Raw genomic sequence first — 22,090 nt, 5'->3', positions numbered from 1 at the left:
ATTTGCGAACATGCGTCTGATCTATTCTTTGGGAATCCTACTTTATGGCAGTATTTTACGTCTGATAGCACCTTTTCATACGAAGGCGAGACTATGGACTGAGGGCAGGAAGGACTGGTATCTGCGCATGAGTCAAACGGTTGAAACAGGTCAAAAACACATTTGGTTTCACTTTGCATCTCTTGGTGAATTTGAGCAGGGAAGAGCCGTTTTGGAAGAGATAAAAAAAAAATATTCTGACAAAAAAATTATCATAACTTTTTATTCTCCTTCGGGATATGAGATTCGCAAGAATACAAATCTTGCTGATTATGTGTTTTATTTGCCAGCAGACACTGCGGGGAATGCAAAACGGTTTACAGATCTTATACAACCTGAATTTGTGGTATTTACCAAATACGAGTATTGGTATTATTACTTTCAGGAGCTGGCACAGCGGCAGATTCCGTTGCTGATGATTTCTGCAATTTTCAGACCTGAGCAGATTTTTTTCCAGCCTTATGGCGGTTTTTTCAGAAAAATTCTGGAATGTGTCAGCTATTTTTTTGTTCAGAATGAAGAAAGCCTTCACCTGTTAAAGGAGAATGGTTTTCGTAATGTCGGTATAACCGGAGACACCCGTTTCGACAGGGTAATACAGTTGCCGTTACAGAAAAAGGAAATACCTGAAGTGGCTCAATTTGTGGCGGATCATCCGGTATTGATTGCGGGGAGTACCTGGCCGGATGATGAAGTATTGTTACATGATCTGGCCGGCCAATATGGAGAATGGAAGATGATAATAGCTCCACATGAGATTCATGATAAGCATATTCAATCTATTCAGGAATTATTTCCGGCAGCCCTTAGATTTTCCGGTTTCTCTGTATATTCTCCTGAGGTTATCCGGAGTGCACAAGTGTTGATTATTGACAATATCGGGATGTTATCTTCGCTATACGGATACGGAAATGTCGCTTATATAGGCGGAGGCTTCGGAGCAGGCATACATAATACACTGGAAGCCGCCACTTACGGAATACCGGTGATCTTTGGACCTAAATATCATAAATTTCAGGAAGCGAAGGATCTGATTGAATGCGGAGCCGGTTTTTCAATTTCCGGTACAGCAGAGCTACAAACTGTTTTTGCTGAATTTCAACAATTAGAAAAACGGGTGTTTGCAGGAGAGGAAGCCCGGAAGTACGTGCGTCAGCGTGCGGGAGCGACAGCCGTCATCATGAAGTACCTGATCTGTAAAAAACTGCTGTGATCAGATTCTCTGATTTTAAAAACCAGTAGTGAGTAGTTCCGGGATATACATACTCACTACCGGACTATAGCTCAATATGAGGTACTGCTAATAGTAAACAAATCTTCTTACACCCGCAATATGTCTGGACAGGCGCATGACCTGCTGCGCATATCCATATTCATTATCATACCAGACATATAATACGATACTATGACCATCTGCTGATACGATAGTGGCCGGAGCGTCTACAATAGAGCATGATGAATTGCCTACGATGTCAGAAGAAACCAGTTCTTCATTAACAGCGTATTTGATCTGTTCTACAAGATCGCCTTTTAGCGCTGCGGCTTTGATCAATTTGTTCAGCGTCTCTACATCAGTTGCTTGTTTGATTTCCAGATGTAGAATAGCGAGAGATCCGTTCGGGACAGGCACCCGGATTGCATTGGAAGTAAGTTTGCCTGCTAATGAAGGGATTGCCTTGGATACCGCACTGCCGGCACCTGTTTCTGTGATGACCATATTCAGTGCTGCAGCACGGCCTCTTCTGAATTTTTTGTGCATATTGTCCACCAGATTCTGATCATTGGTATAGGCGTGGATTGTTTCAATATGGCCTTTGATTATCCCCAATTTGTTTTCGATAATGTGCAATACAGGAGCGATAGCATTTGTTGTGCAGGATGCTGCAGAGTAGATTGCCGTTTTGCTGATATCGATTTCATCCTGATTGATACCGTAGACAATATTGGGCACAGCTTTGCCGGGTGCTGTAAGCAATACATTTGCTGCGCCTTTTGATTTGAGATGACGGCTGAGCTCTTCTGCATTACGAAAAGCTCCTGTATTATCTATAACCAGAGCATTTGAGATCTGGTACGCTGTGTAGTCTATTTCTTCAGGTGCCTGTGCCGACAGGATATATACGGTCAATCCGTTAATAATAAGGGCCTTGTTTGTAATGTCTATCTCTACAGTGCCTTCAAAATCACCGTGTATGGAGTCGTGCTGCAATAAAGCAGCTCTTTTGCGAAGTGTGGTTTCGTTGACCTGATCTCGCGTTACGATTGCACGCAGCCGTAGTTGCTTGCCGGAACCGGCCTTGGCAATGAGTTCGCGTGCCAATAGTCTTCCTATTCTTCCGAATCCGTAGAGGACAACATCTCTTGGCGTAATCTCTTTGGTCTGATGCGCTTTGCAGAGTTTGCGAATCAGAAAATCATGAAGATCGGTTGGTGCGATGCCTTCATTCTTCATTTCCATTGCCAGTGTTCCTACATCTATCCGCGAAGGTGGAAGACGGAGATCTTGCAGAGTATCTGCCACTGCCAGACTATCAAAGATACTGATGTTGTTTTCTGCAAAGACTGTCGCTTCATGGTGAAGGTTAAGAATGTGACTGTTTTGTCTGTCAATCAGTTGATTTCTGAAAAGCACAAGTTCAATCGCTTGTTCATACCATAGCCGGCTGATAATATTGATGAAAGTTGTAGCAGCTTCCGTTTTTTTTGTATAGGAAGAGATTTCCTGTTCAAACAGAACTTTTGAGGACATAATTAAGGTTTGTTTTGTTTAAAAAATATAGGGTTATTTATTGCCTACAAACCTAATAAATAATAGTGTTGAAAATGATTTAAATTACATATTTGATAAAAACGAACCTTTTTAGCAGTGTTTATTTTGTTATTTGTCAATAATTTAGTGTTTTGTTGTCTTTATGGTAATTTTTTATTGATTTTATGATACGCTCCCGACCGCAAAAAAAGACCCGTATCCAACGGAGTACGGGCCTTAACTAAACTAAACATATAACAGATCTTTACTCATCCCGGAGACTATTTGCAGGATTGCGTCTGATAGCCCTTATGGCCTGTATACTTGTTGTAATATATGCGATAAGAATACCTGCAATACTTGCCAGTATAAATACCCATGGACTTATGGAGATACGAAATGAAAAATCTTCCAGCCATTTTCTCATAAAATAAAGCGCAATAGGGGTGGCAATTACAGATGCGATCAGCACCAGCCATATAAAATCTTTAGTCAACAAGATAAAGAGTTGCTTGTTTTTTGCTCCAAGGATCTTGCGTATGCCGATTTCCTTTGTCCTTTGATAGGAGGTCAGTGTGATCAGTCCGAATAATCCCAGACAGCTGATAAAAAGTGTAATCGTTGCCGAGATATTAATCAGTTTTGCTGTTCTTCTGTCATCTTCATACATATCTTCTATTTGCTGTTCATAGAATTTGTATTGAAATGTTTGATCCGGATAGCTGTTCTTCCATTCCTTTTCCATGACTTTAATAGCAGATTCCCATTCACCTTTATTGGCGCTGGAAAGTTTGATGCTGATGTTTGATAAATTGTCCGGCTTACCATAATAAAACGCAATCGGCCCCACTGTGCTTCTGAAATCAAACTGATTAAAATCATTAACGACACCTATTATGCGTATATCCTTATCTGATCCATCTTTCAGCAATTGTCCTACTGCTTGCTGTGGTGAATCAAAACCATAGCTCTGAACTGCTTTTTCATTTATAATGATGTGCCTTGAACTGTCACTGCGATCAATAAAATTTGAACCTGCAAGGATATTGAGTTTATAAAGATCCAGATAAGACTCATCGATAAACTTTAAGTTGATCTGTGTCTGTAATTTAGTAGTATCTACCATGCGGTAGTAGGTATTGCCCCACATAGAACTGCTGAATGGGGTGTGACCCAATGCTACGGAAGCAAATTCCGGATGTTTTTTAAGCGCCTCTGCATAGGTACGAGGATTCGTGACGTCTTTTTGGGAGAGTCTGTGAGGAATTTCCTGAATAATTACTGCTTCATGATCGAAACCTAGGTTGGCATTAAGTGCATAATGCAATTGTTGCCCGATAATGATAGTACAGATAACAAATAGCTGGGATATTGTAAACTGGAAGATAATGAGAACTTTTCTTAACCAGATTTTTTTTCTGCCTTCACCTAATGAAGATTTAAGAATTTTGACGGTATTGACTCTCGTGCTGAGCCATGCCGGATATATACCGTTGATCAGTGTCAGCACTACTATAAAGATGATTATAAAACCTGTAACTTCTCCAGCGCTTAGAAAATCCGCTATATCTGTTGGAATAATATCTTTAAAGGTATGATTAAAGAAGAGAGAAAACGGGATCGCTATTACAATGGCACAGACCAGCGTCACAAATGTTTCGGTAAAGAAAATCTGCATAATTTTATAACTACTCGCTCCGAGAGATTTCTGAATGCCTATTTGTTTTGCACGTTTAGGCAATTGTGCTGTGGTGAGATTAATATAGTTGATACAGGCCAGTACGATCAGAAAAATGGCAATACTTAATAATACGTATAGAACAGACCTATTTATAGAATGTGCTCCGTTATTGGCTGAAGGAGTGAAGTGCTTATCTTTTAAAGGAAGCAGTTCAAACCAGCCCTCATATTTATATTTATTTTTTAATTCTCTTGTTTCTTCATCCAGCTTTTTGTTGATAGCCTGAAGTAATCTTTGTTTTTTATTTTCTGAATTTACCTTTACAAACAATTGATGGTTAGAGTTTCTTGCATTCCAATCTTTACTTTTGAGTTCTTTTTCCGGAATCGGAAAAAACTCTTTTCCTTCAAAACTGGACGGATAATCCAGATCCCGGATCACACCCGATACTGTATATAGCAGACTGTCATTATAGACAAGCACCTTTCCTATAACCTGTTGCGGATCTGTATCTTTGAAATAGTAAGCTGCTCTGGAAGCTGTGAGTACAACCTCATTTGGAGACTTCAGGACATCTCCCTTGTTTCCGGCCAGCCATTTATAAGCTACCAGGTCAAAATAGGATCCGTTCGTTGAGACCAGCAATGTGGGAGATGTAAAATCTTCTTTATTTTGCTCCGTATTTACATTATAGAAATATCGTACGTATACAGGCACAGTCAGTTCTATCTCCGAACGTTGATCTTCGAGATAGGATGAGAGCGGGAGGGGAACTCCTCCGAAATTATTGCTGACACCCTCGAACCGGGAGTAAGACATAATCTGATAGATCTGATCGAGATCCTGATGGTTGCGGTCAAATTTGAGCTCATAATCGATGATTCGGGCAATGGAAAAACAGCCGGCAATTCCAATGGCCAAACCCAAGACATTCAGTACAGTAAAAAGCTTTTGCCTCCAGAGTTGACGAAATGCTAATTTTATAGATAACCAGTTCATAATTGTAGTGTTAAATAGAATTAATTATTCGTCTCTCAGGTGGTTCACAAGTTTCTGATGTAGCAACTGTCTGGTCTGCAGGGACACAACCAATGCTGTAATGGTTAAAATTCCAAGGGCTACAATCCCGAAAACCATCCAGGATAATGGAATTCTATATGCAAATTTGTCCAGAAAACGTTGCATGATGTAGGTCGTAACAGGATAGGAGATAAGTATGGAAATACCAGCTATTAGCATAAATTCTTTTGAAAGAATACCTGTAATAGCACGATTAGAGGCTCCCAGAATTTTACGTATTCCGATTTCTTTTTTCCTTCTTTCGATTTCAAAAGCTGTCAATCCAATAAGCCCGAGGAATGAAATAATAAGGGATAAAACGGTAAAAAATGATAAAATCTTGCTTAGATTCTGCTCTGTCCGGAATTTGGAATCATATTGCTCTGACACAAGTTCATATTGAAGCGGATATTCAGGAGAAAAGGTCTTGAATATTTTTCCGATTGATTTGATATTACTGTCAGTAGAATTGTTTTCATTCATCCTGACCGTCAGAATACCTAAATAGGAAGCAGGACCAAAGATGACAATCGGTTCTACCGGTTGATAAGGGGAATTGATAACGAAATCTTTTATCACTCCGACTACAGTCCATTTTTTGAAATTATCGTCGATGACAGCACCTAACGGCTCTTTGAGATTCATTGTTTTGACTGCCGATTCATTCAATACTGCAGAAGTGGAGTCAGCAGGATACTTGTTAATATCAATATCTCTTCCCTGTATAATGGTCGTACCTGTCGTTTTGGTGAAATCTTTATCCACACCAAACCGGTAAATAGAGGTTTTGTCATTCTCCGGACGCTCCGGCCAACTGATAGCAGTGGAGCTGCTCCATGTCCGGGACATCGGAGAACCTGTCCGTGTAATAGAAGTCGCTGCACCGGATTGGAGGATAGCATTGCTGATAAGTCCGGCTTTTTCCAGTTCCGATTCATTAAGGTATATGGTCAGTAAAGGATCTTTCTCAAAATTTAAAGGACGCTGTCCGGCAAATTCGACCTGTTTGATAATAAAAAGTGTTGAACAGATCAATACGACTGAACAGGTAAACTGAATGGTGACCAGAATACTTCTGGGTGTAAATCCGGAAGAAGAGGCAGAGCCCTTCAAAGCACGCTGTGTCTGCAGTGACGAAAGATAGAATGCAGGATAACTGCCCGCCAAAACACCAGTTACTATAATGAAAACCACTAACAGTATCCATGGTAAAGGGTTCGTGTAAGGAATAACAAATTGCTCCTCAATCATTTTTTCATAATGAGGGAGAAGTATTACAGTCAGTATAATGGCTATGATCGTTGAGAAAAAGACAATAAGAATGGATTCTATCAGAAATTGTCCTATAAGCATCTTGCGGGTTGCTCCCATAGTTTTGCGGATAGCGATTTCTTTTCTTCTTCTCTCGCTTCGTGCTGTACTCAGGTTCATAAAATTGATACAGGCAAGGACAAGTGTCGTTAAAGCTATAAACCCCATAATGTAGAGGTTGTCTATTCGTCCACCGTCATTCTTTCCGTTTTTGAATGAGTTATACAGGTAACTTTGCATAAATGGATACAGCACCACCTCCAGTGAAGAACTCTGGTCATGCTCTTTACTGATGTTTTGAATTTTAGTGTTGACTTTGTTTAGATCTGCTCCTTCTTTGAGAAGTACATACGTACTCACGTAGCTATTGGTCCATGGTCGTGTCGATTGATCATTGTATCCCAGACTTGCTCTGAGATTCCAGTCTGCCAGAACTTCAAAATACACAGAACTGTTTGACGGGGGATCCTTGACAACTGCGGTTACGGTAAGCGGATATTTGTTCTGCATTAAAATAGTGCGTCCCAGAGGATTTTCATCTCCAAATAATTTGGTTGCAGTTTTTTGTGTGACTGCAATCTGATCAGGTTTGTCAAACGGGATTTTGCTGCCGCTGATAATTTCAAAACTGAATATTTTGAAAAAAGAAGAATCCACAAAAGTGACAGGTTGATTCAGGAGTCTCTCTCCTAATTTAAAAGTAAGGCTGTAACCGTTATCAATGCGGCTACTGGACTGGACTTCGGGATAATCCGCTTGTAAAGCAGGACCCAGGGGTTCAGAAGTAGCGGATCCGATCTTTATTTCTCCATTAACATCCCTCTTATGCTGAGCAATATAAATCCGGTCTTTACGGGCATGGAACTGATTATAGCTTATCTGGTGTTGAATCCAAAGTCCTATTAATAAAAAACCTGTAATACCGATAGCAAGACCAAATATATTGATAAAGGTGTATGCCTTATATCTGGCAAGAAACCGAAGGGACGTTTTGATATAATTTAGAAGCATATTTTTATAGGTGATGTATGATTTGATGTATTATTCGTCTCTCAGACTATTGATAGGGTTGGAGTTTGCTATTCTGATAGCCTGAAAGCTGACTGTCAGCGCAGTTATCAGAACTCCGATTACAGCGGCAAAAAGAAATACCTCCCATCTGATCTCTGTTCTGTAAGCAAATCCCTGTAACCATTTTTGCATGATCCACCATGAAAATGGCGTAACTATTATAAGAGAGAGCAGTACGAGTTTCAGAAATTCGGAGGATACTAATTTTACAATCGAAAACATAGATGCACCAAGTATCTTACGGATCCCGATCTCTTTGACCCTTCTTTGTATCACTAGTGAAGACAGTGCAAATAAGCCCAGTCCTGATACTAGAATAGTGGCAACGGAAAACAAAGTCAGGATTTTTAGTGTGCGTTCTTCTGTGCGATAAAGTCCGTTATACTCTTCCTCGAGATAGTGATATTCAAAGGGTTTATCTTTGCTGAACTTTTTCCAGGTATCTTCCAGAAACCCCAGTGTTTCCTGTGTATGCTCAGTATCCTTTAGTTTGATCATCAATTTACCAAACCAGCTATATTCTACGAATAGCACGATAGGCCCTATTTTTTGGTGAAGAGACGCAAAATTAAAATCTTTTGAAACGGCTTTGATTTTACCTTTTCTACCGTTAAGGTTGACAGGTTTGCCTATAGCTTCATCCGCTTTCAACCCTAATTGATCTAATGCGGTTTTATTAATAATAAAGGCATATTCAGGCGCTGTATCTGTTGTGCCGGAGCGGGTCACATCGCTTTCGTTAAAGCTTTCTCCTGCCATAAGTTTTATGTCAAAAACAGATAAGAAATCTTTTTCGACAGGAATACCCGTGATATTAATGCTTTTCTCAGATGAATTGATGTTGGTTTCCAGAGTATAACCACCATTAATGTTGACCGGAGAATCATAGGAAGCCGTTACTCCTTGTATATTATTGTTGCTTGCAAGCGTATTTTTAAAAGATATCAGATTAGTGACTGCAAGCTCGGAGGCATCCAGTACGATTACTTTTGAACGGGCTATCCCAGTATCTTTGGATTGCAGATAACGCATCTGTCCGTTGACAATAAGTGTAGAAATAATAAACAGTAGGGATAAGCTGAACTGAAATATGATCAGAATCTTACTTAGTAAAGCTCCTTTTTTACTGTTCGAAATCTTTCCTTTCAGACTGTCCGTGGGTTTGACAGAAGACAATATCCATGCTGGTGCTCCGCCTGAAATAAAGGAAATGCACAGAAACAGGAGAATAATGATCAGGATGAACCACCCTCCCTTCCAGGATTCCAGACTAAGCTGTATGCCTGTATAACTGTTGAATACCGGAATAAGCAGAATCGCTCCGACAGTACCCACTAACAAGGCAATAAAGGATGTAAAGAAGGATTCGGTCACGAATTGTGTAAAAATGTGTTTTCTGGAAGCTCCTATTACTTTTCGTACGCCTATCTCATGAGCTCTCTCACTGGACTTGGTCATAATAAGATTACCAAAATTGATACAGGCAATCAATAGTAAAGAGATAGCAACTACAGAAAGGAGATAGATATAGATCTGTTTAGGACCACCCATTACCGACGAATGCAGCCTTACATCAAGCAACTTTTGTAAAGGGAATTTCGCCTGATAGCCAGCTGCAATCTCCTCTGCAAACTGTTCTTTCAGATAGTTGTCTATCTTGGACTGTACAGCAGCGATATCATCGGGAGATTTGAGCAGGAGATAGGAAATGTCATTGGCGGCTCCCCATGAAACATTTTTAAATCTGGATAAGGAATGGTAAGGTCCGATAATATTGAACTGTATCTGGGAATAAGAAGGAATGTCTTTGATGACACCTGTCACTTTCCACGGTGTATTATTCATAGTCAGACTTTCTCCCAATGCTTCCTCCTCTCCGAAATAGCGTTTTGCTGTAGATTCGGTAATAACGATAGAATTTGGCTCCTTGAGTGCTACAGCCGGATTTCCTTTTATGAAGTCGAAGCTGAAAACGTCAAAGAAAGGTTCGTCTGCAAAGACAAGGCCATCTTCGTTGAATACTTTTCCTTTGTACTGAACGGGTACTTTATGTTCTTCACTTCCCCGCTTATAGAGCCGCACACCTTTTTCAATCTCCGGAAACTGCTCTGCAAATGCCGGTACAGCAGCATTGGGTGTCCACGGAGTTTCTGTAAATTCCTCCTCTGAAGGGGCTTTATAACCAAAGGACATAAAGACAATCCGATCAGCTTTTTTATGAAAACTATCAAAGCGGAGTTCGTTTATAATATATGTTCCCAGCAAAAAGAAACAACATATTCCCAGAGCAAGACTCACAATACTGACGAATGAAGTCGTTTTATTCTTGAGCAGATTTCGCCAGGCGAGTTTGAAATACGTGTACAGCATGATGTTTAGAATTGAGTTTCCATTATTACTTCTCCGTCCAGCATGCGGATGACACGATGCGCAAATTTGGCGTCATGCTCACTGTGTGTCACCATGATTATGGTCGTGCCACTTTCATTGAGTTCCGTCAGTAGTTGCATGACTTCATTACCATTGTTCGAATCCAGGTTTCCTGTAGGTTCATCGGCAAGAATAAGTTTGGGGTTGTTAATCACAGCTCTTGCTACAGCCACACGCTGTTGCTGACCTCCTGACAATTGCTGTGGAAAATGGTTTCTGCGGTGTGCGATCTGTACTTTTTCCAATACTTCCTCTACCCGTTTTTTTCTTTCAGCAGCGGGTACGTTGGTGTATATCAATGGCAGCTCAACGTTTTCATGAACTGTCAGCTCATCAATCAGATTAAAACTCTGAAATACAAAGCCTATAGCATGTTTGCGCAGGTCAGATCGCTTGCTCTCGTTGAATTTTGCAACTTCCGTTTCATTAAAAAGATAGCTGCCTTCCTCAAAATCATCTATCAGGCCCAGTACATTTAACAGGGTCGATTTGCCACAACCGGATGGACCCATTACGGCTACAAATTCACCCTCAGCTACATGGATATCAACATTATTAAGCGCTAATGTCTCGATCTCATCTGTACGGTAAAATTTCTTTAGTTGATGTATTTTAATCATTATTTAGATATTAGAGTGTTAATTACTTTTGAATTTTTAATTCCTGTACCTTGTCGTAATTTTCATAACTCGAGGTAATCACTTTATCTCCCGGTTTCAATCCTTTGAGGACTTCATAGTATTCCGGATTTTGCCTTCCCAGTTGTATATCTGTGCGATAGGCTGTACTCCCATCTTCGGATAATTTAAAGATCCAGTTACCTCCGCTCTGTTGATAGAATCCCCCACGGGATAATAACAGGGCTTTAGTCTCATCACTCAAAGCGAGCTTGATCTGTAATGTCTGTCCTCTGCGTATACCCTGAGGAATTTCTCCTACAAACTCCATGTCCACCTGAAAACGTCCGTTGTTGACCTGGGAATATACCTTTCTGACCCTTAGTGTATAGGTCTTATTACTGATATTTATGCTTCCCTGCAGATCATTATATATTCTGGAAATGTAATGTTCATCGACATCAGCCCTTACCTTAAAACCGGTAAGCACATCGATCTGTCCCAGACGCTCTCCTGAATTTTTATTTTGCCCGATTTCAGAATCAAAGGAGGTCAGTTGTCCGTCTACCGGCGCCCGCACAACCAGATCATCTACTTTCTTTCGCATAAGCTCCAGAGCGCGCTGTGTACGTTCGTACATCTGTCTGTCTTGTTTCACCTTTTGATTGGTCGATAGCGAATCCTGCTGCAATATTTTGCGTGTTAATTCCATTCTTTCCTTTTGATAAAGATAATCATTGACTGTTTTTTGGTATTCCTGAGAGCCAATTGCTTTTTCTTCAAACAATTTTTTATTCAGCTGATATATCCTCTGTGCTTCTTTAAGCCCGTTTTCAACATCGGCCAGCTGATTCCGGTTATTGATCGATACTTGTTGTGCATTGGTCTGTGCGATCTGAGATTGGGTTAGGAGATTCAGAACGGATGTTTCCTGATTGACCAGGCTGAGTTCCTGATCCGTATTGGATAAGCGCATAATAGGATCTCCTTTTTTCAGAAAAGCTCCGTCTTCAACATATTTTTCTTCCACACGTCCTCCTACAGACGCATCAAGGAATATACTGTTAATCGGTAATACCGTACCGTTTAAAGGAATAAATTCCTGAAATGTATCTTCTTTTATTATCTGTATACTCAACCGTTCAGCCTTTACATTCAGATTGCTTTTACCCCGGATAAGATAGACACTGAAACCGATTAAAAAAATAAGTAAGAAAATGCCGGCAAGCATCAGTAGTCTTTTGCTTGTCCATGTTTTCTTTTGTATGACTTTATCCATATAGTATGTTATCAATTTTATAATCCTGTATATTCTTTAGTAAACGATGTGCCAATATTGTAACTATTTAAATGTCAGTGTTTTGTTTGTTGTTTGGAATGTTTCAGGTGTTCGATATCGGTCAGTTTCTGTTCGCCAGCGCACATGTTTTGATTTTCTTTGCCGGATTGAAGAAATAAGATGTTAGCCTTAGGATAAAATAAAAAAAACACATATGTTGTAAATGGACTCCTTAAATTTTATATTTATAACAATAATTGAAAATAATCTATAAAATGAGTAAGTCTGATAAAAATAAAAATACAGGATTTGATTTTGAATTTTTAGAGAAACTGATCGTAGGCATAGGAGAAGTATCTCAGATTACCGGAATTCCTACCAGACAAATCCGGTATTGGGAAGATAAGAACATCATCAGTAGTCTGACAGAAGAGGAGGGGAAAAACAGAAGGTATGACTATAAGAATATTAAAAAGATGTTGCTGATCAAAGAATTGATGGAGGAGGGTTATACACTTGATGCCGCTGCGGAGAAAGTCAGAAAGCGTATTGTCCTTATTGACGAAACCTTCGGGAAACTAAAGAGTAAAGCAAAGTAGACGATATGTTAAAAAAGCCGGGAGAAGAATTCATTTTTGAAAAATTTGATCAGGATGATTTTGAATTATACTATTCATTAGTGCGTGATGAAAAAGTAATGGCTATGATTACAGAGCGGGCTATTCCCTTGTCAGAAGCTAAGGCAGATTATGAAAAGATTTTAGGGATAAATGGTTTACACTCTTCTTTTGGCTATTTCAAAGTTAAGACAGCTAAAACTCGGGAATTTGTCGGTTTAGCTAAACTGGAGGTCATAGCGGGAGACAGTACGGAGGCGGAACTTGGTTATATTTTACTCCCTTCTCATTGGGGAAAAGGCTTTGGAAATCAGATGGCCAGCGAGATGTTAATGATAGCAAGGAAAGAACCTCAAATCAATAAGGTTACGGCCATTATTGATCCTCAGAATATTCCATCCAGAAAAATTCTGGTCAATAATGGGTTTGTTTCAGAAGGGTTCAGAGATTATGACGGACTTCCCGGAGAAATCCTGAGCCTGGTATTTTGACGAACTTTCGAAATTGTCGTCCGACTGTCCGCTAACGGACAGTTTTTGTCCGATGACGAACACTGTAATATTTTGATTTTGATATAAGGTATTGATTTTTAGTCGTTTATTCTTTTGGCATATGCTGTGTGTAAGAGGATTGTATTACACATTCTCATTACTTATACAGCATATTTATGCATTACAGATATATTGTTTCGGTATTATATTTTTTGGTAGGGTCAGGTTTTGCTGCTTTGGGTCAGGTACGTGATCTGCAATCCTGTATTTCTCAGGCTTTGCAATACAATCTGGCCGTTCAGCACAGCGAGATAAAAGCGCAGCGTTCTTCTATCGCCTATACCAGATCATGGCAGGAACGCCTTCCTACATTGAATGCCCGTCTGGGACACGGAATCAATGAAGGAAAAAGTATAGATCCCTCTACTAATCAGTTTATCAGCAAACGCTTTACTTCCGGTAATCAGGAACTAACGACCTCTATGGTGCTGTTTGATGGACTGGGGATGTTGTATGATATACGACAACAGTCCAAAAGATGGGCGGCTGATCAAAAGGATCAAGAAGGGGCTTTAATTGCTTTGAAAATGGATGTTATACTGGCGTATATACAGGTGCTGACATCAAAAGATATTTTGCAACAGGCAGAAGTTAACATCGAAACAACCCGGGCACAGCTTCAAAGATCGGAGACACTACACAAACAGGGTGCAATTGCACCGGGAGATTACTTTGATATCAAAGGTCAGTATGCTGCAGAATCTTCCTCTATTAACGGATTAAAGAAAACACTTTTCGACAGACGTATCGCTCTTTCGGGATTTATGAATATAGCAGAGAGTGAATTGGGAGAACTTGCCCCTTTGGAAGGTCAGACAAATGATATGGATGTATTGACTGCTGATGCAGATCAGTTATATCAGGAGGCACAAGATAAACTGCCCGACTTTCAGTCTTTACAGCTCAAAACGGATGCAACAGAATATGCTGTAAAATATGCTAAGTCGGCTTATTATCCACGACTTACGTTTGGTGCCGGTCTGAATAGTCAATATGCAGGGACTTCCAGTGATTCTTATCTGCGTCAGATTGATAATAATCTGGGTAAATATGTTTCATTTGGTCTTAATATTCCGATATTCAATGGATTTAAAGTTCGTAATCAGGTGAAACTGGCCCGGTTGGATCAGCGGAGTCAGCAGGTAGAAAACGATCAGAAACGTCTTGAGCTTCGTCAAAATACCAGCAGAGCAGTTTTCGAATATAAACAGTCTTATGAAAATATTGCATTATTGAAAAGCCAGGTTACAGATTATAAGGAATCTTTCAGAATTGCACAGGTTAGGTTTGATGAGGGCGACATAAATTCAGTGACTTATATTATTGCAAAAAATAAATATGAACAAGCTTTGTCACAGCTTACAGTATTACAATATCAGGCTATATTGCAGCAATATACATTAGATTACTATCAGGGAAAACTTGGGTTTTAAGGTGATCTGCAGAGAAAACTGCGGGATTGGTTTTTTTTCTTTTACTTTTTAGTCTTATTTTGAAATATGAAAAAGTCGACCATAGTGGTTGTAGATGATGATAAGGATCTGCTTACAGCAGTACGATTGTTGCTCAAGCCTCAGGTAGGTGAAGTGATCATCGAACATAATCCGGAAAAAATATTATCCATATTGGCTAAGAAAAGTGTGGATGCTGTGCTGTTAGATATGAACTTTAAAAGCACCATCAATACCGGTAATGAAGGTTTGTACTGGTTGTCCCGGATCAGGGAAGAATATCCGGTATTACCCGTTGTCATGATCACGGCTTACGGTGCTGTAGATCTGGCGGTCAAATCTCTCAAAAACGGAGCCTCTGATTTTATTGTCAAACCCTGGCAAAACGAGACATTGCTAAAAAGCCTGGAGGAAGCACTTTCTGTAAATAAGGCAAAAAAAGCAGATGTAAAGGGTATCTTAAATTCTTATACATCGACTCAGCTGCTTGGAGAGTCTGAGATCATGCAGGATCTGTATTATAAAATAAGCAAAATAGGTCCAACGGATGCCAATATCCTTATTCTGGGAGAAAATGGAACTGGTAAAGATGTCATTGCACGGGAGATTCATAACCGGTCACTCCGATATCAGAAGAATTTTATAAAGGTAGATGTGGGGGCGTTGACAGATACGCTTTTTGAGAGTGAATTATTCGGACATAAAAAGGGGGCATTTACCGATGCACGTGAAGATCGGAAAGGACGGATAGAGCTGGCTCACGAAGGAACATTATTTCTGGATGAGATCGGAAATATCTCCTTACAGCAACAGGCCAAATTATTGACCGTACTCCAGAACAGGCAGGTTACGCCTTTGGGAAGTAATCATGCTGCAGACGTAGATATCCGGTTATTGTGTGCCACAAATATTCCTATCCGGGAACTGGCCAACGAAAGCCGGTTCAGAAAAGATCTGATCTACAGGATCAATACGGTCGAAGTACAGGTTCCTCCGCTGCGGGAAAGAGGAGAGGATATCATGCTGCTGGCCACACATTTCCTGAATATATACGCCAAAAAGTACAATAAGTCTGTAGCTGATTTTTCGGATGAATCTGTATACAAGCTGAATGGTTATCACTTCCCGGGTAATGTAAGAGAGTTGCAGTACAGTATTGAGCGTGCGGTCATTATGTCTGAGACGGATAGGGTGGAGGGGAAAGATCTGTTGTTCTCCCCCTTAGAGAACTCGGTCCAACCTGTCGTATCCGGGAGCAGTGAACAGAATCTGGAAGTATTGGAAAGAAATACAATCAAGAAAGTGATCGAAAAGTATAATGGTAATATCAGTAAGGCTGCCCGAGAACTGGGGCTTACGCGTTCGGCATTATACAGACGATTGGAAAAGTATAACCTTTGATTATGACACGCTTTAAATGGTGGATAGCATGTAGTTATGTATTGCTTATAGGGTTGGGAGCAATATGTTGCTTTGCCCTGATGTCTGAATGGTATCTGCTGGCATCTCTGGCCGGTTTATTAGCTATTGTCACTTTCACCGCCGGACTGAAAGCACAATTTGAGATCTATGATGTATTTATGGATTTTGTACAGTCTACCAGGCAACGCGATTTCACACGCTATTACGTTACAAAAAAAACAAGCTCTACGAAGCGCAGGATTCACGAGACCTTCAATGAGATAAATGCCGCATTTAAAGAAATTACGGTATCAAAAGAATTGCAGTATCAATATCTCAATCAGATTGTGAATATGCTTGACACAGCTATCTTTACCTATTATCCGGATAAGGATAAAGTGATCTGGATGAATGAGGCTTTTAGGGTTATGTTTGATATTCCTTATGTAGGAAAGTTCACTTCACTGGAAAAGCGGAATAAAGAACTTTTCAGGATTATTAATAATCTTCAGCCCGGACAGCAACATATTGAAGCGGTATCTTCTGCTAAAGGTAAGGTCAAACTACTTATGCAATTGTCCGAACTGGTGACACAGGAGGGGCGGTGTCAGATCGTGGTATTTCAGAATGTCAACGAAGCTATTGATGAGACAGAGACTAAAGCCTGGCATAAACTATTGCGTGTGCTGACGCATGAAATTATGAATTCCATTGCTCCTATTTCGTCCCTGGCAGAGACGATGAGCCAGCATCTGGATCACCTGGAGCCGGCAGAAGAACTGGAAGATGTACGTATAGGTGTAGATACTATTCGCAACAGAAGTGAGGGGCTGTTGAAATTTGCAAAAAGTTATCGTACAATCAATAAGGTGGATAAACCCAAAGTGCAGGAAATCATGGTCTCTGATCTTTTTGAAAATATTTATCAGTTGCTGGAGCCGACCTTTGTACAGAAGAATATTGAATTTGATGTGATACTGAAACCTACCCGGATTCAGTTATTTGCAGACGCCAATCTGGTGGAGCAGGTGCTTATTAATCTTGTTCTCAATGCTATGGAGGCTGTAAAAGATGTAGAAAAACCATACATCACCATGTCCGCAATAGAGAAAGGCGGTAATGTACAGATCCATGTCAGTGATAATGGAATCGGTATAGATACGGAACTCATGGAAAATATCTTTACACCGTTCTTTACCACACGAAAAACAGGAAGTGGGGTCGGTCTGACATTGAGTAAACAGATCATGCTGATCCATGGAGGCAATATTCTGGTAGAATCTGCGGTAGGTAAAGGCAGTACATTTACTTTGCAGTTTTGAAAGGAAAACATGCAGCCACATTTTAGTAAAGTAACCGCTAATCTTCTTCTTCCAGAAACAGCTCGGATGCGATATGGTCGGCAATAAGTTTTCCCTTTGCTGTAAGATAATAGTGTCCATCCTGCAGGCGCACTTCTCCTTGTGCGATAAAGGGTTGGATCGTATTCGTGAGCTGCTTAAGGGTATCTGATCCGAATGCTTCTTCGATTTTGGCAGTATCCATTCCCCACATAGTACGCAGCGAAGTCATAATATATTCATTGACTTTGTTTTCGAAACTCAGCTGTTCGACTTCAGCAACAGGTGTTTTTTCAGATATACCTTTTATGTACAATGCATTATTAGCAATATTCCAGGATCGGTTATCTCCGTTAAAGGAATGAGCGGAGGGACCTATACCGATATAAGTATCGCCTTTCCAGTAGCTGGAGTTATGTCGGGCATATCTGTCAGGTTTTGCGAAGTTGGAAATCTCATAATGCTCAAATCCGCTGTTTACAAGTTTATCTATCAGGATTTCAAACTGTGCGGCAGACTGAGATTCATTCATGGCCGGCGATTTACCTTTTTTGATAAAATGATCCAGAGCTGTTTGTGGCTCTACCGTCATACTGTACGCAGAGATATGTGGGATTTCAAATTCCAGTAATTTATCGATATTGGCATTCCACTTTTGATCAGTCAGCAGCGGATAACCGTAGATCAGATCTGCTGTTATATTCTCAAATCCGGCATCCTGTACTCGCTTAATTGCCGCATCTGCTTCACTGGCATTGTGCGCACGGTTCATCCAGCTCAGATCTTCTTCGTAGAAAGACTGTATGCCTATACTGAAACGATTGATATCTGTATGTCGGAGCTGCTGTACTTTTTTATGATCCAGATCATCCGGATTGGCCTCTAGAGTAATCTCTGCATCTTCAGCAATGTCATAATACTCGGATACAGCATCAATGAAAGACTGTATATGTCCTGCATCCAGAATAGACGGCGTTCCTCCGCCGAAATACAGGGAGGTCAGCTTTTTGGTATCTCCTGACTGACTACGTAATTCCAGTTCCTGTCTCATTGCAGCCATCATTTCGTCCTTGTATCTGAGGGACGTAGAAAAGTGAAAATCACAGTAGTGACAGGCTTGTTTGCAAAATGGAATGTGGAAGTAGATACCCGGCATTTTTTGTATAAATCTTTTCCAAATATAAGCTAAAATATAGCTTTGATAAGGACTAATAATAAATTGCCTTCATTTTACACCGGAGTGCTTTTTTCTGTTGATTAGTTCTTTTAATCCTTGTCTATTCGCTGTCTTCTATTTTGTTAAGAATAGACTCATCCCCGTACAAAAATGCTGTTCTATGCGTGTTTATTAGGGATGTTGCAACTCATTATCATGCAGTATTTGCCTCATGATCTCATCCAATATTGTTTAGCACAATCGATTGCTTAAATTACGCAAACGATTTCGTTGTTTTAGCATGCCGGATTATCCCCATTCTCTGTATATCATTGTTCCATCAGTTAACCTAGTAATCACCATTTCTTAATAAACGGAACAGGGTGAACTAACTAATTACGAATATAACCTAAGTATGCACTTATGATGAAAAGATTCTATTGCTTTTTAATCTTAGTTTTTCCTGTATCTTTCCTGCAAGCAGCCGATTTTCCGGAAGGATATACTGCAAATACTAACCGATATCTTTTACAGGATACCGTGAGTACCGATACGCTCCTTCTTCAGCGGCTTAATCCTACAGCTGTCAAATTGGGGACTGCTGATTCGGTACATATTCAGACGGTTTCTACATTTCCTTTCCACAGTGTAGCTCAATATCTCAAAGGGGAAGTAGCGGGTGTGTACGTTCAGGAAAATACCGCTGAACCTGGGACAAACAGAAATATTGTCTTACGCGGATTGGCAGCACCGTTATTCTCCAATAAGGATATCAACGCTTCCCAACCCACTATTTTTGTCAATGGCGTGCCGCTGACTCAGGAAAATAACTTTTCGTATGGTATTCAGAAATACGATTACAACAGACTTGGGCCGGGAACAGATTTCGCAAGTATCTTTAATATCAATGCGATAGAATCTATCGAAGTCATTAAAGATCCGGCCAAATTAGCTGCATTGGGACCATTGGCTGCAAATGGTGCTATCTGGATCACAACTAAAGGGGGTAAATCAGGACCGAGTGAAATCAGTCTTAATTCTTACTACGGAATGAATACCCGAAAATCTGTCACTCCGGTCAATGCACAATATGAGAATATGTTCAGACAGCAGTTTTACTCCAAATATGGAACAGAACAAGACCGGCTCACGTACCCTTCTTATCTGGGAGATTCCACAAATGTAAATTACTATGGTCCGTCAAACTGGTCCGAAGAATATTATAAAAATCAGCCTTTATATTCTATTGACTTATCTTTAAGAGGAGGTTCAGACAGAGCCAATTTTAACTTTCTGGGCGGTCATACCAGTAATACTTCCAGTGCAGATGCTGCTAATTTCAAGCGTTATAATGCGACTTTCAATGTCAATATGGCACCGGCTGAATGGTTTAATTTTACAGCATATGTCAATGCTTCCAGAGTGGAGCGTAAGCGTAACCGTTCTTTAAGGGACAGAATTTCGGAGACGGGATATTTGCCTGATCTGAGTATCCCGATGTCACCCAATCGTGATGTATATGCACGTTACCTGAAGGAATTTGACAAAAACGTGGATGGTAATGTCATGAATGCTGTGCAGGCTTTTATATCGGCAGATTTCTCCATACTAAGCAATCTTCGTTATACTACTAAATTCTCAATCGACTATAACGAGGGATTAAGAGATGTGTTTTATGCATCTTCCCTGATGGATGACAACAACTATGTCTCCAATTACAACGGTTATAACCAGCGGTACAAATTTGATCATGCTCTAAATTACAAACTTGGAAAAGATACTGATCATCAGTTAGATCTGACTGCAGGGATGGAATATATGGAAGACCTGTACCGGTTTACATACACCAAAACGTATGATGGGCCTAATGATTTCATCAAGTTAAACCTTAAAGAATCTACTCTTCCTACTTACAGATATACGAATCGTGAGGACCTGAGAGTGTATTCCTTTTATGGAAATGCAAAATATAAGTATAAAAATCTTTTGGATCTGAATGCTGTATTGCGCTATGATGGTTCATCTACAGTCCAGAAGGACAACAGATGGCTGTTCACGCCGGCAGTGAGTGCAAAATGGAATGTGAAAAATCAGTTCTTCACTACGAATGACGGGATTAATGAACTTTCGATCAAAGCCGGATGGGGAAGAATCGGAAAATTACTGACCATCAGTCGCTTTGCAACAGGACCTCAGTATGCAACCGATCTTAACTGGAGTACAGAAGCCGGACTGGTTTCATATAATGGCTTCGCAGCTATCTCAAGACCATATACATTAGGCTGGGTAGGCTATGATGTAGCATGGCCATATACAGATCATTTTAATATCGATCTGGAAGGTTCATTCTTTTCAAACCGGTTATCTGCGGGAATCTCGTTATACAATAAAGATGACAAAAATCAGATCGCATCCATTCCTGTCCCGGCTGAATACGGATATACAGGTCGTTATATGAATGGTCTGAATGTCAATAATAAAGGGGTGGATGTTGCTTTGGGATTAAATCTGCTGACCAACCCGGACAAACTGCAATGGTCAAGTTCATTTAATTTTAATATCAACAAAAATACCCTCAAAGCCCTTCCTAATAATCTGCAGACATTAATTGTAGGTGATCGCAAGCTTGAAGTAGGAAAATCTGTTGATCAATTCTGGATATATCAGAATGCAGGTATTTACAATGCAGAAAGCGAAATCCCGGTTAATCCGAATACAGGACGTAAAATAATGTTTCAGGGCGTCGAAATGAATGCGGGTGATGCCAAATGGATAGATCAGAACGGAGACTATGATGTAAATGAAGATGACAAAATATTGGCAGGAAATGCAATGCCTAAGTTTGTCGGAGGATGGAGTAACCAGTTCAGGTACAAAAACTTTGATCTGGGTTTTCAATGGTATTTCGCATTAGGACATAAAGCATTGAATCAGCGTGTTTCCAATCGTTACGACTTCATCAACAACGAATCTAACAATACCATTAATTCTGTAAAGGAGATTTTTCACTGGCAGCAGGATTTTGATATCACAAAATATCCGATTTACAACCCATGGAGCAGCAGTGTACCTTACCGTGTAGATCAGGATCTTTTTCTGGAAAACGCATCCTTCTTAAAATTAAGATCTGTCTCTGTAGGATATGAAATAGCGGGACTTAAAGAAAAGGTCAAAAGACTCAGAAAAGCGTATGTGTATGTAACAGGAACAAACCTGCTCACCATTACCAAATTCACAGGTGTAGATCCTGAACTTATAGACTTTAATGGCTATTACTCCGGGTACGGACTTCCGTTATCACCGACATTTACGCTGGGTTTCAAGTTAGATCTCTAACC

General features: G+C 40.1%; 14 protein-coding genes. 7 read left to right on the top strand and 7 right to left on the bottom strand.

Going from position 1 to position 22,090, the window contains the following annotated elements:
* Nucleotides 1–10: 10 nt before the first annotated feature.
* Nucleotides 11–1,252: a 3-deoxy-D-manno-octulosonic acid transferase gene (locus tag I6J03_RS07370; RefSeq protein WP_003008886.1), complete on the top strand. Its 1,242-nt coding sequence runs from the start codon at nucleotides 11–13 to the stop codon at nucleotides 1,250–1,252.
* Nucleotides 1,253–1,339: 87 nt separating this feature from the next.
* On the opposite strand, the gene I6J03_RS07365 is transcribed toward I6J03_RS07370, so the two are convergent.
* From I6J03_RS07365 to I6J03_RS07340, 6 genes are all read right to left on the bottom strand, one after another.
* Complete coding sequence (locus I6J03_RS07365; RefSeq protein WP_003008884.1) at nucleotides 1,340–2,788, bottom strand: glyceraldehyde-3-phosphate dehydrogenase; 1,449 nt, start codon at nucleotides 2,786–2,788, stop codon at nucleotides 1,340–1,342.
* A gap of 265 nt (nucleotides 2,789–3,053) precedes the next feature.
* Nucleotides 3,054–5,468, bottom strand: coding sequence for an ABC transporter permease (locus I6J03_RS07360; RefSeq protein ID WP_201694266.1), 2,415 nt, complete (start codon nucleotides 5,466–5,468; stop codon nucleotides 3,054–3,056).
* A gap of 24 nt (nucleotides 5,469–5,492) precedes the next feature.
* Nucleotides 5,493–7,850 carry an ABC transporter permease gene (locus tag I6J03_RS07355; protein ID WP_003008881.1) on the bottom strand — a complete coding sequence of 786 codons (2,358 nt, stop codon included), beginning with the start codon at nucleotides 7,848–7,850 and terminating at the stop codon, nucleotides 5,493–5,495.
* Nucleotides 7,851–7,880: 30 nt separating this feature from the next.
* On the bottom strand, nucleotides 7,881–10,280 hold the full coding sequence (locus I6J03_RS07350) for an ABC transporter permease (protein ID WP_003008879.1): 2,400 nt from the start codon (nucleotides 10,278–10,280) through the stop codon (nucleotides 7,881–7,883).
* Nucleotides 10,281–10,285: 5 nt separating this feature from the next.
* A complete protein-coding gene (locus I6J03_RS07345) occupies nucleotides 10,286–10,960 on the bottom strand; it encodes an ABC transporter ATP-binding protein (RefSeq protein ID WP_003008877.1) in 675 nt (224 codons plus the stop codon).
* A gap of 22 nt (nucleotides 10,961–10,982) precedes the next feature.
* Nucleotides 10,983–12,236: an efflux RND transporter periplasmic adaptor subunit gene (locus I6J03_RS07340; RefSeq protein ID WP_003008875.1), complete on the bottom strand. Its 1,254-nt coding sequence runs from the start codon at nucleotides 12,234–12,236 to the stop codon at nucleotides 10,983–10,985.
* Nucleotides 12,237–12,511: 275 nt separating this feature from the next.
* On the opposite strand from I6J03_RS07340, the gene I6J03_RS07335 reads away from it, so the two are divergent.
* The 5 genes from I6J03_RS07335 to I6J03_RS07315 all read left to right on the top strand — a co-directional run bounded on the left by I6J03_RS07335 (nucleotide 12,512) and on the right by I6J03_RS07315 (nucleotide 17,578).
* Nucleotides 12,512–12,835 (top strand): MerR family transcriptional regulator, encoded by a 324-nt coding sequence (locus tag I6J03_RS07335; RefSeq protein WP_003008873.1) that lies wholly within the window; start codon nucleotides 12,512–12,514, stop codon nucleotides 12,833–12,835.
* Nucleotides 12,836–12,840: 5 nt separating this feature from the next.
* Nucleotides 12,841–13,344, top strand: a complete 504-nt coding sequence (locus tag I6J03_RS07330; RefSeq protein WP_003008871.1) for a GNAT family N-acetyltransferase — start codon at nucleotides 12,841–12,843, stop codon at nucleotides 13,342–13,344.
* Nucleotides 13,345–13,520: 176 nt separating this feature from the next.
* Nucleotides 13,521–14,837 carry a TolC family protein gene (locus I6J03_RS07325; protein ID WP_201694263.1) on the top strand — a complete coding sequence of 439 codons (1,317 nt, stop codon included), beginning with the start codon at nucleotides 13,521–13,523 and terminating at the stop codon, nucleotides 14,835–14,837.
* 66 nt (nucleotides 14,838–14,903) lie between these two features.
* Nucleotides 14,904–16,256, top strand: coding sequence for a sigma-54-dependent transcriptional regulator (locus I6J03_RS07320; RefSeq protein ID WP_003008867.1), 1,353 nt, complete (start codon nucleotides 14,904–14,906; stop codon nucleotides 16,254–16,256).
* Nucleotides 16,257–16,258: 2 nt separating this feature from the next.
* Entirely contained in the window at nucleotides 16,259–17,578 is a 1,320-nt protein-coding gene (locus I6J03_RS07315; protein WP_003008865.1) for a sensor histidine kinase, read from the top strand.
* 37 nt (nucleotides 17,579–17,615) lie between these two features.
* On the opposite strand, the gene hemW is transcribed toward I6J03_RS07315, so the two are convergent.
* Entirely contained in the window at nucleotides 17,616–18,752 is a 1,137-nt protein-coding gene (gene hemW / locus I6J03_RS07310; protein ID WP_081445151.1) for a radical SAM family heme chaperone HemW, read from the bottom strand.
* A gap of 423 nt (nucleotides 18,753–19,175) precedes the next feature.
* Here hemW and I6J03_RS07305 point away from each other — a divergent pair, with 423 nt between their 5' ends.
* Nucleotides 19,176–22,088 (top strand): SusC/RagA family TonB-linked outer membrane protein, encoded by a 2,913-nt coding sequence (locus tag I6J03_RS07305; RefSeq protein ID WP_003008862.1) that lies wholly within the window; start codon nucleotides 19,176–19,178, stop codon nucleotides 22,086–22,088.
* Nucleotides 22,089–22,090 lie beyond the last annotated feature (2 nt).

The organism is Sphingobacterium spiritivorum (genome assembly GCF_016724845.1).
In the GTDB taxonomy this organism is placed as follows: Bacteria; Bacteroidota; Bacteroidia; order Sphingobacteriales; family Sphingobacteriaceae; genus Sphingobacterium; species Sphingobacterium spiritivorum_A.
The sequence above is the reverse complement of the archived record's forward strand: the minus strand, read 5'-3'. Positions and strand labels throughout refer to the sequence as shown.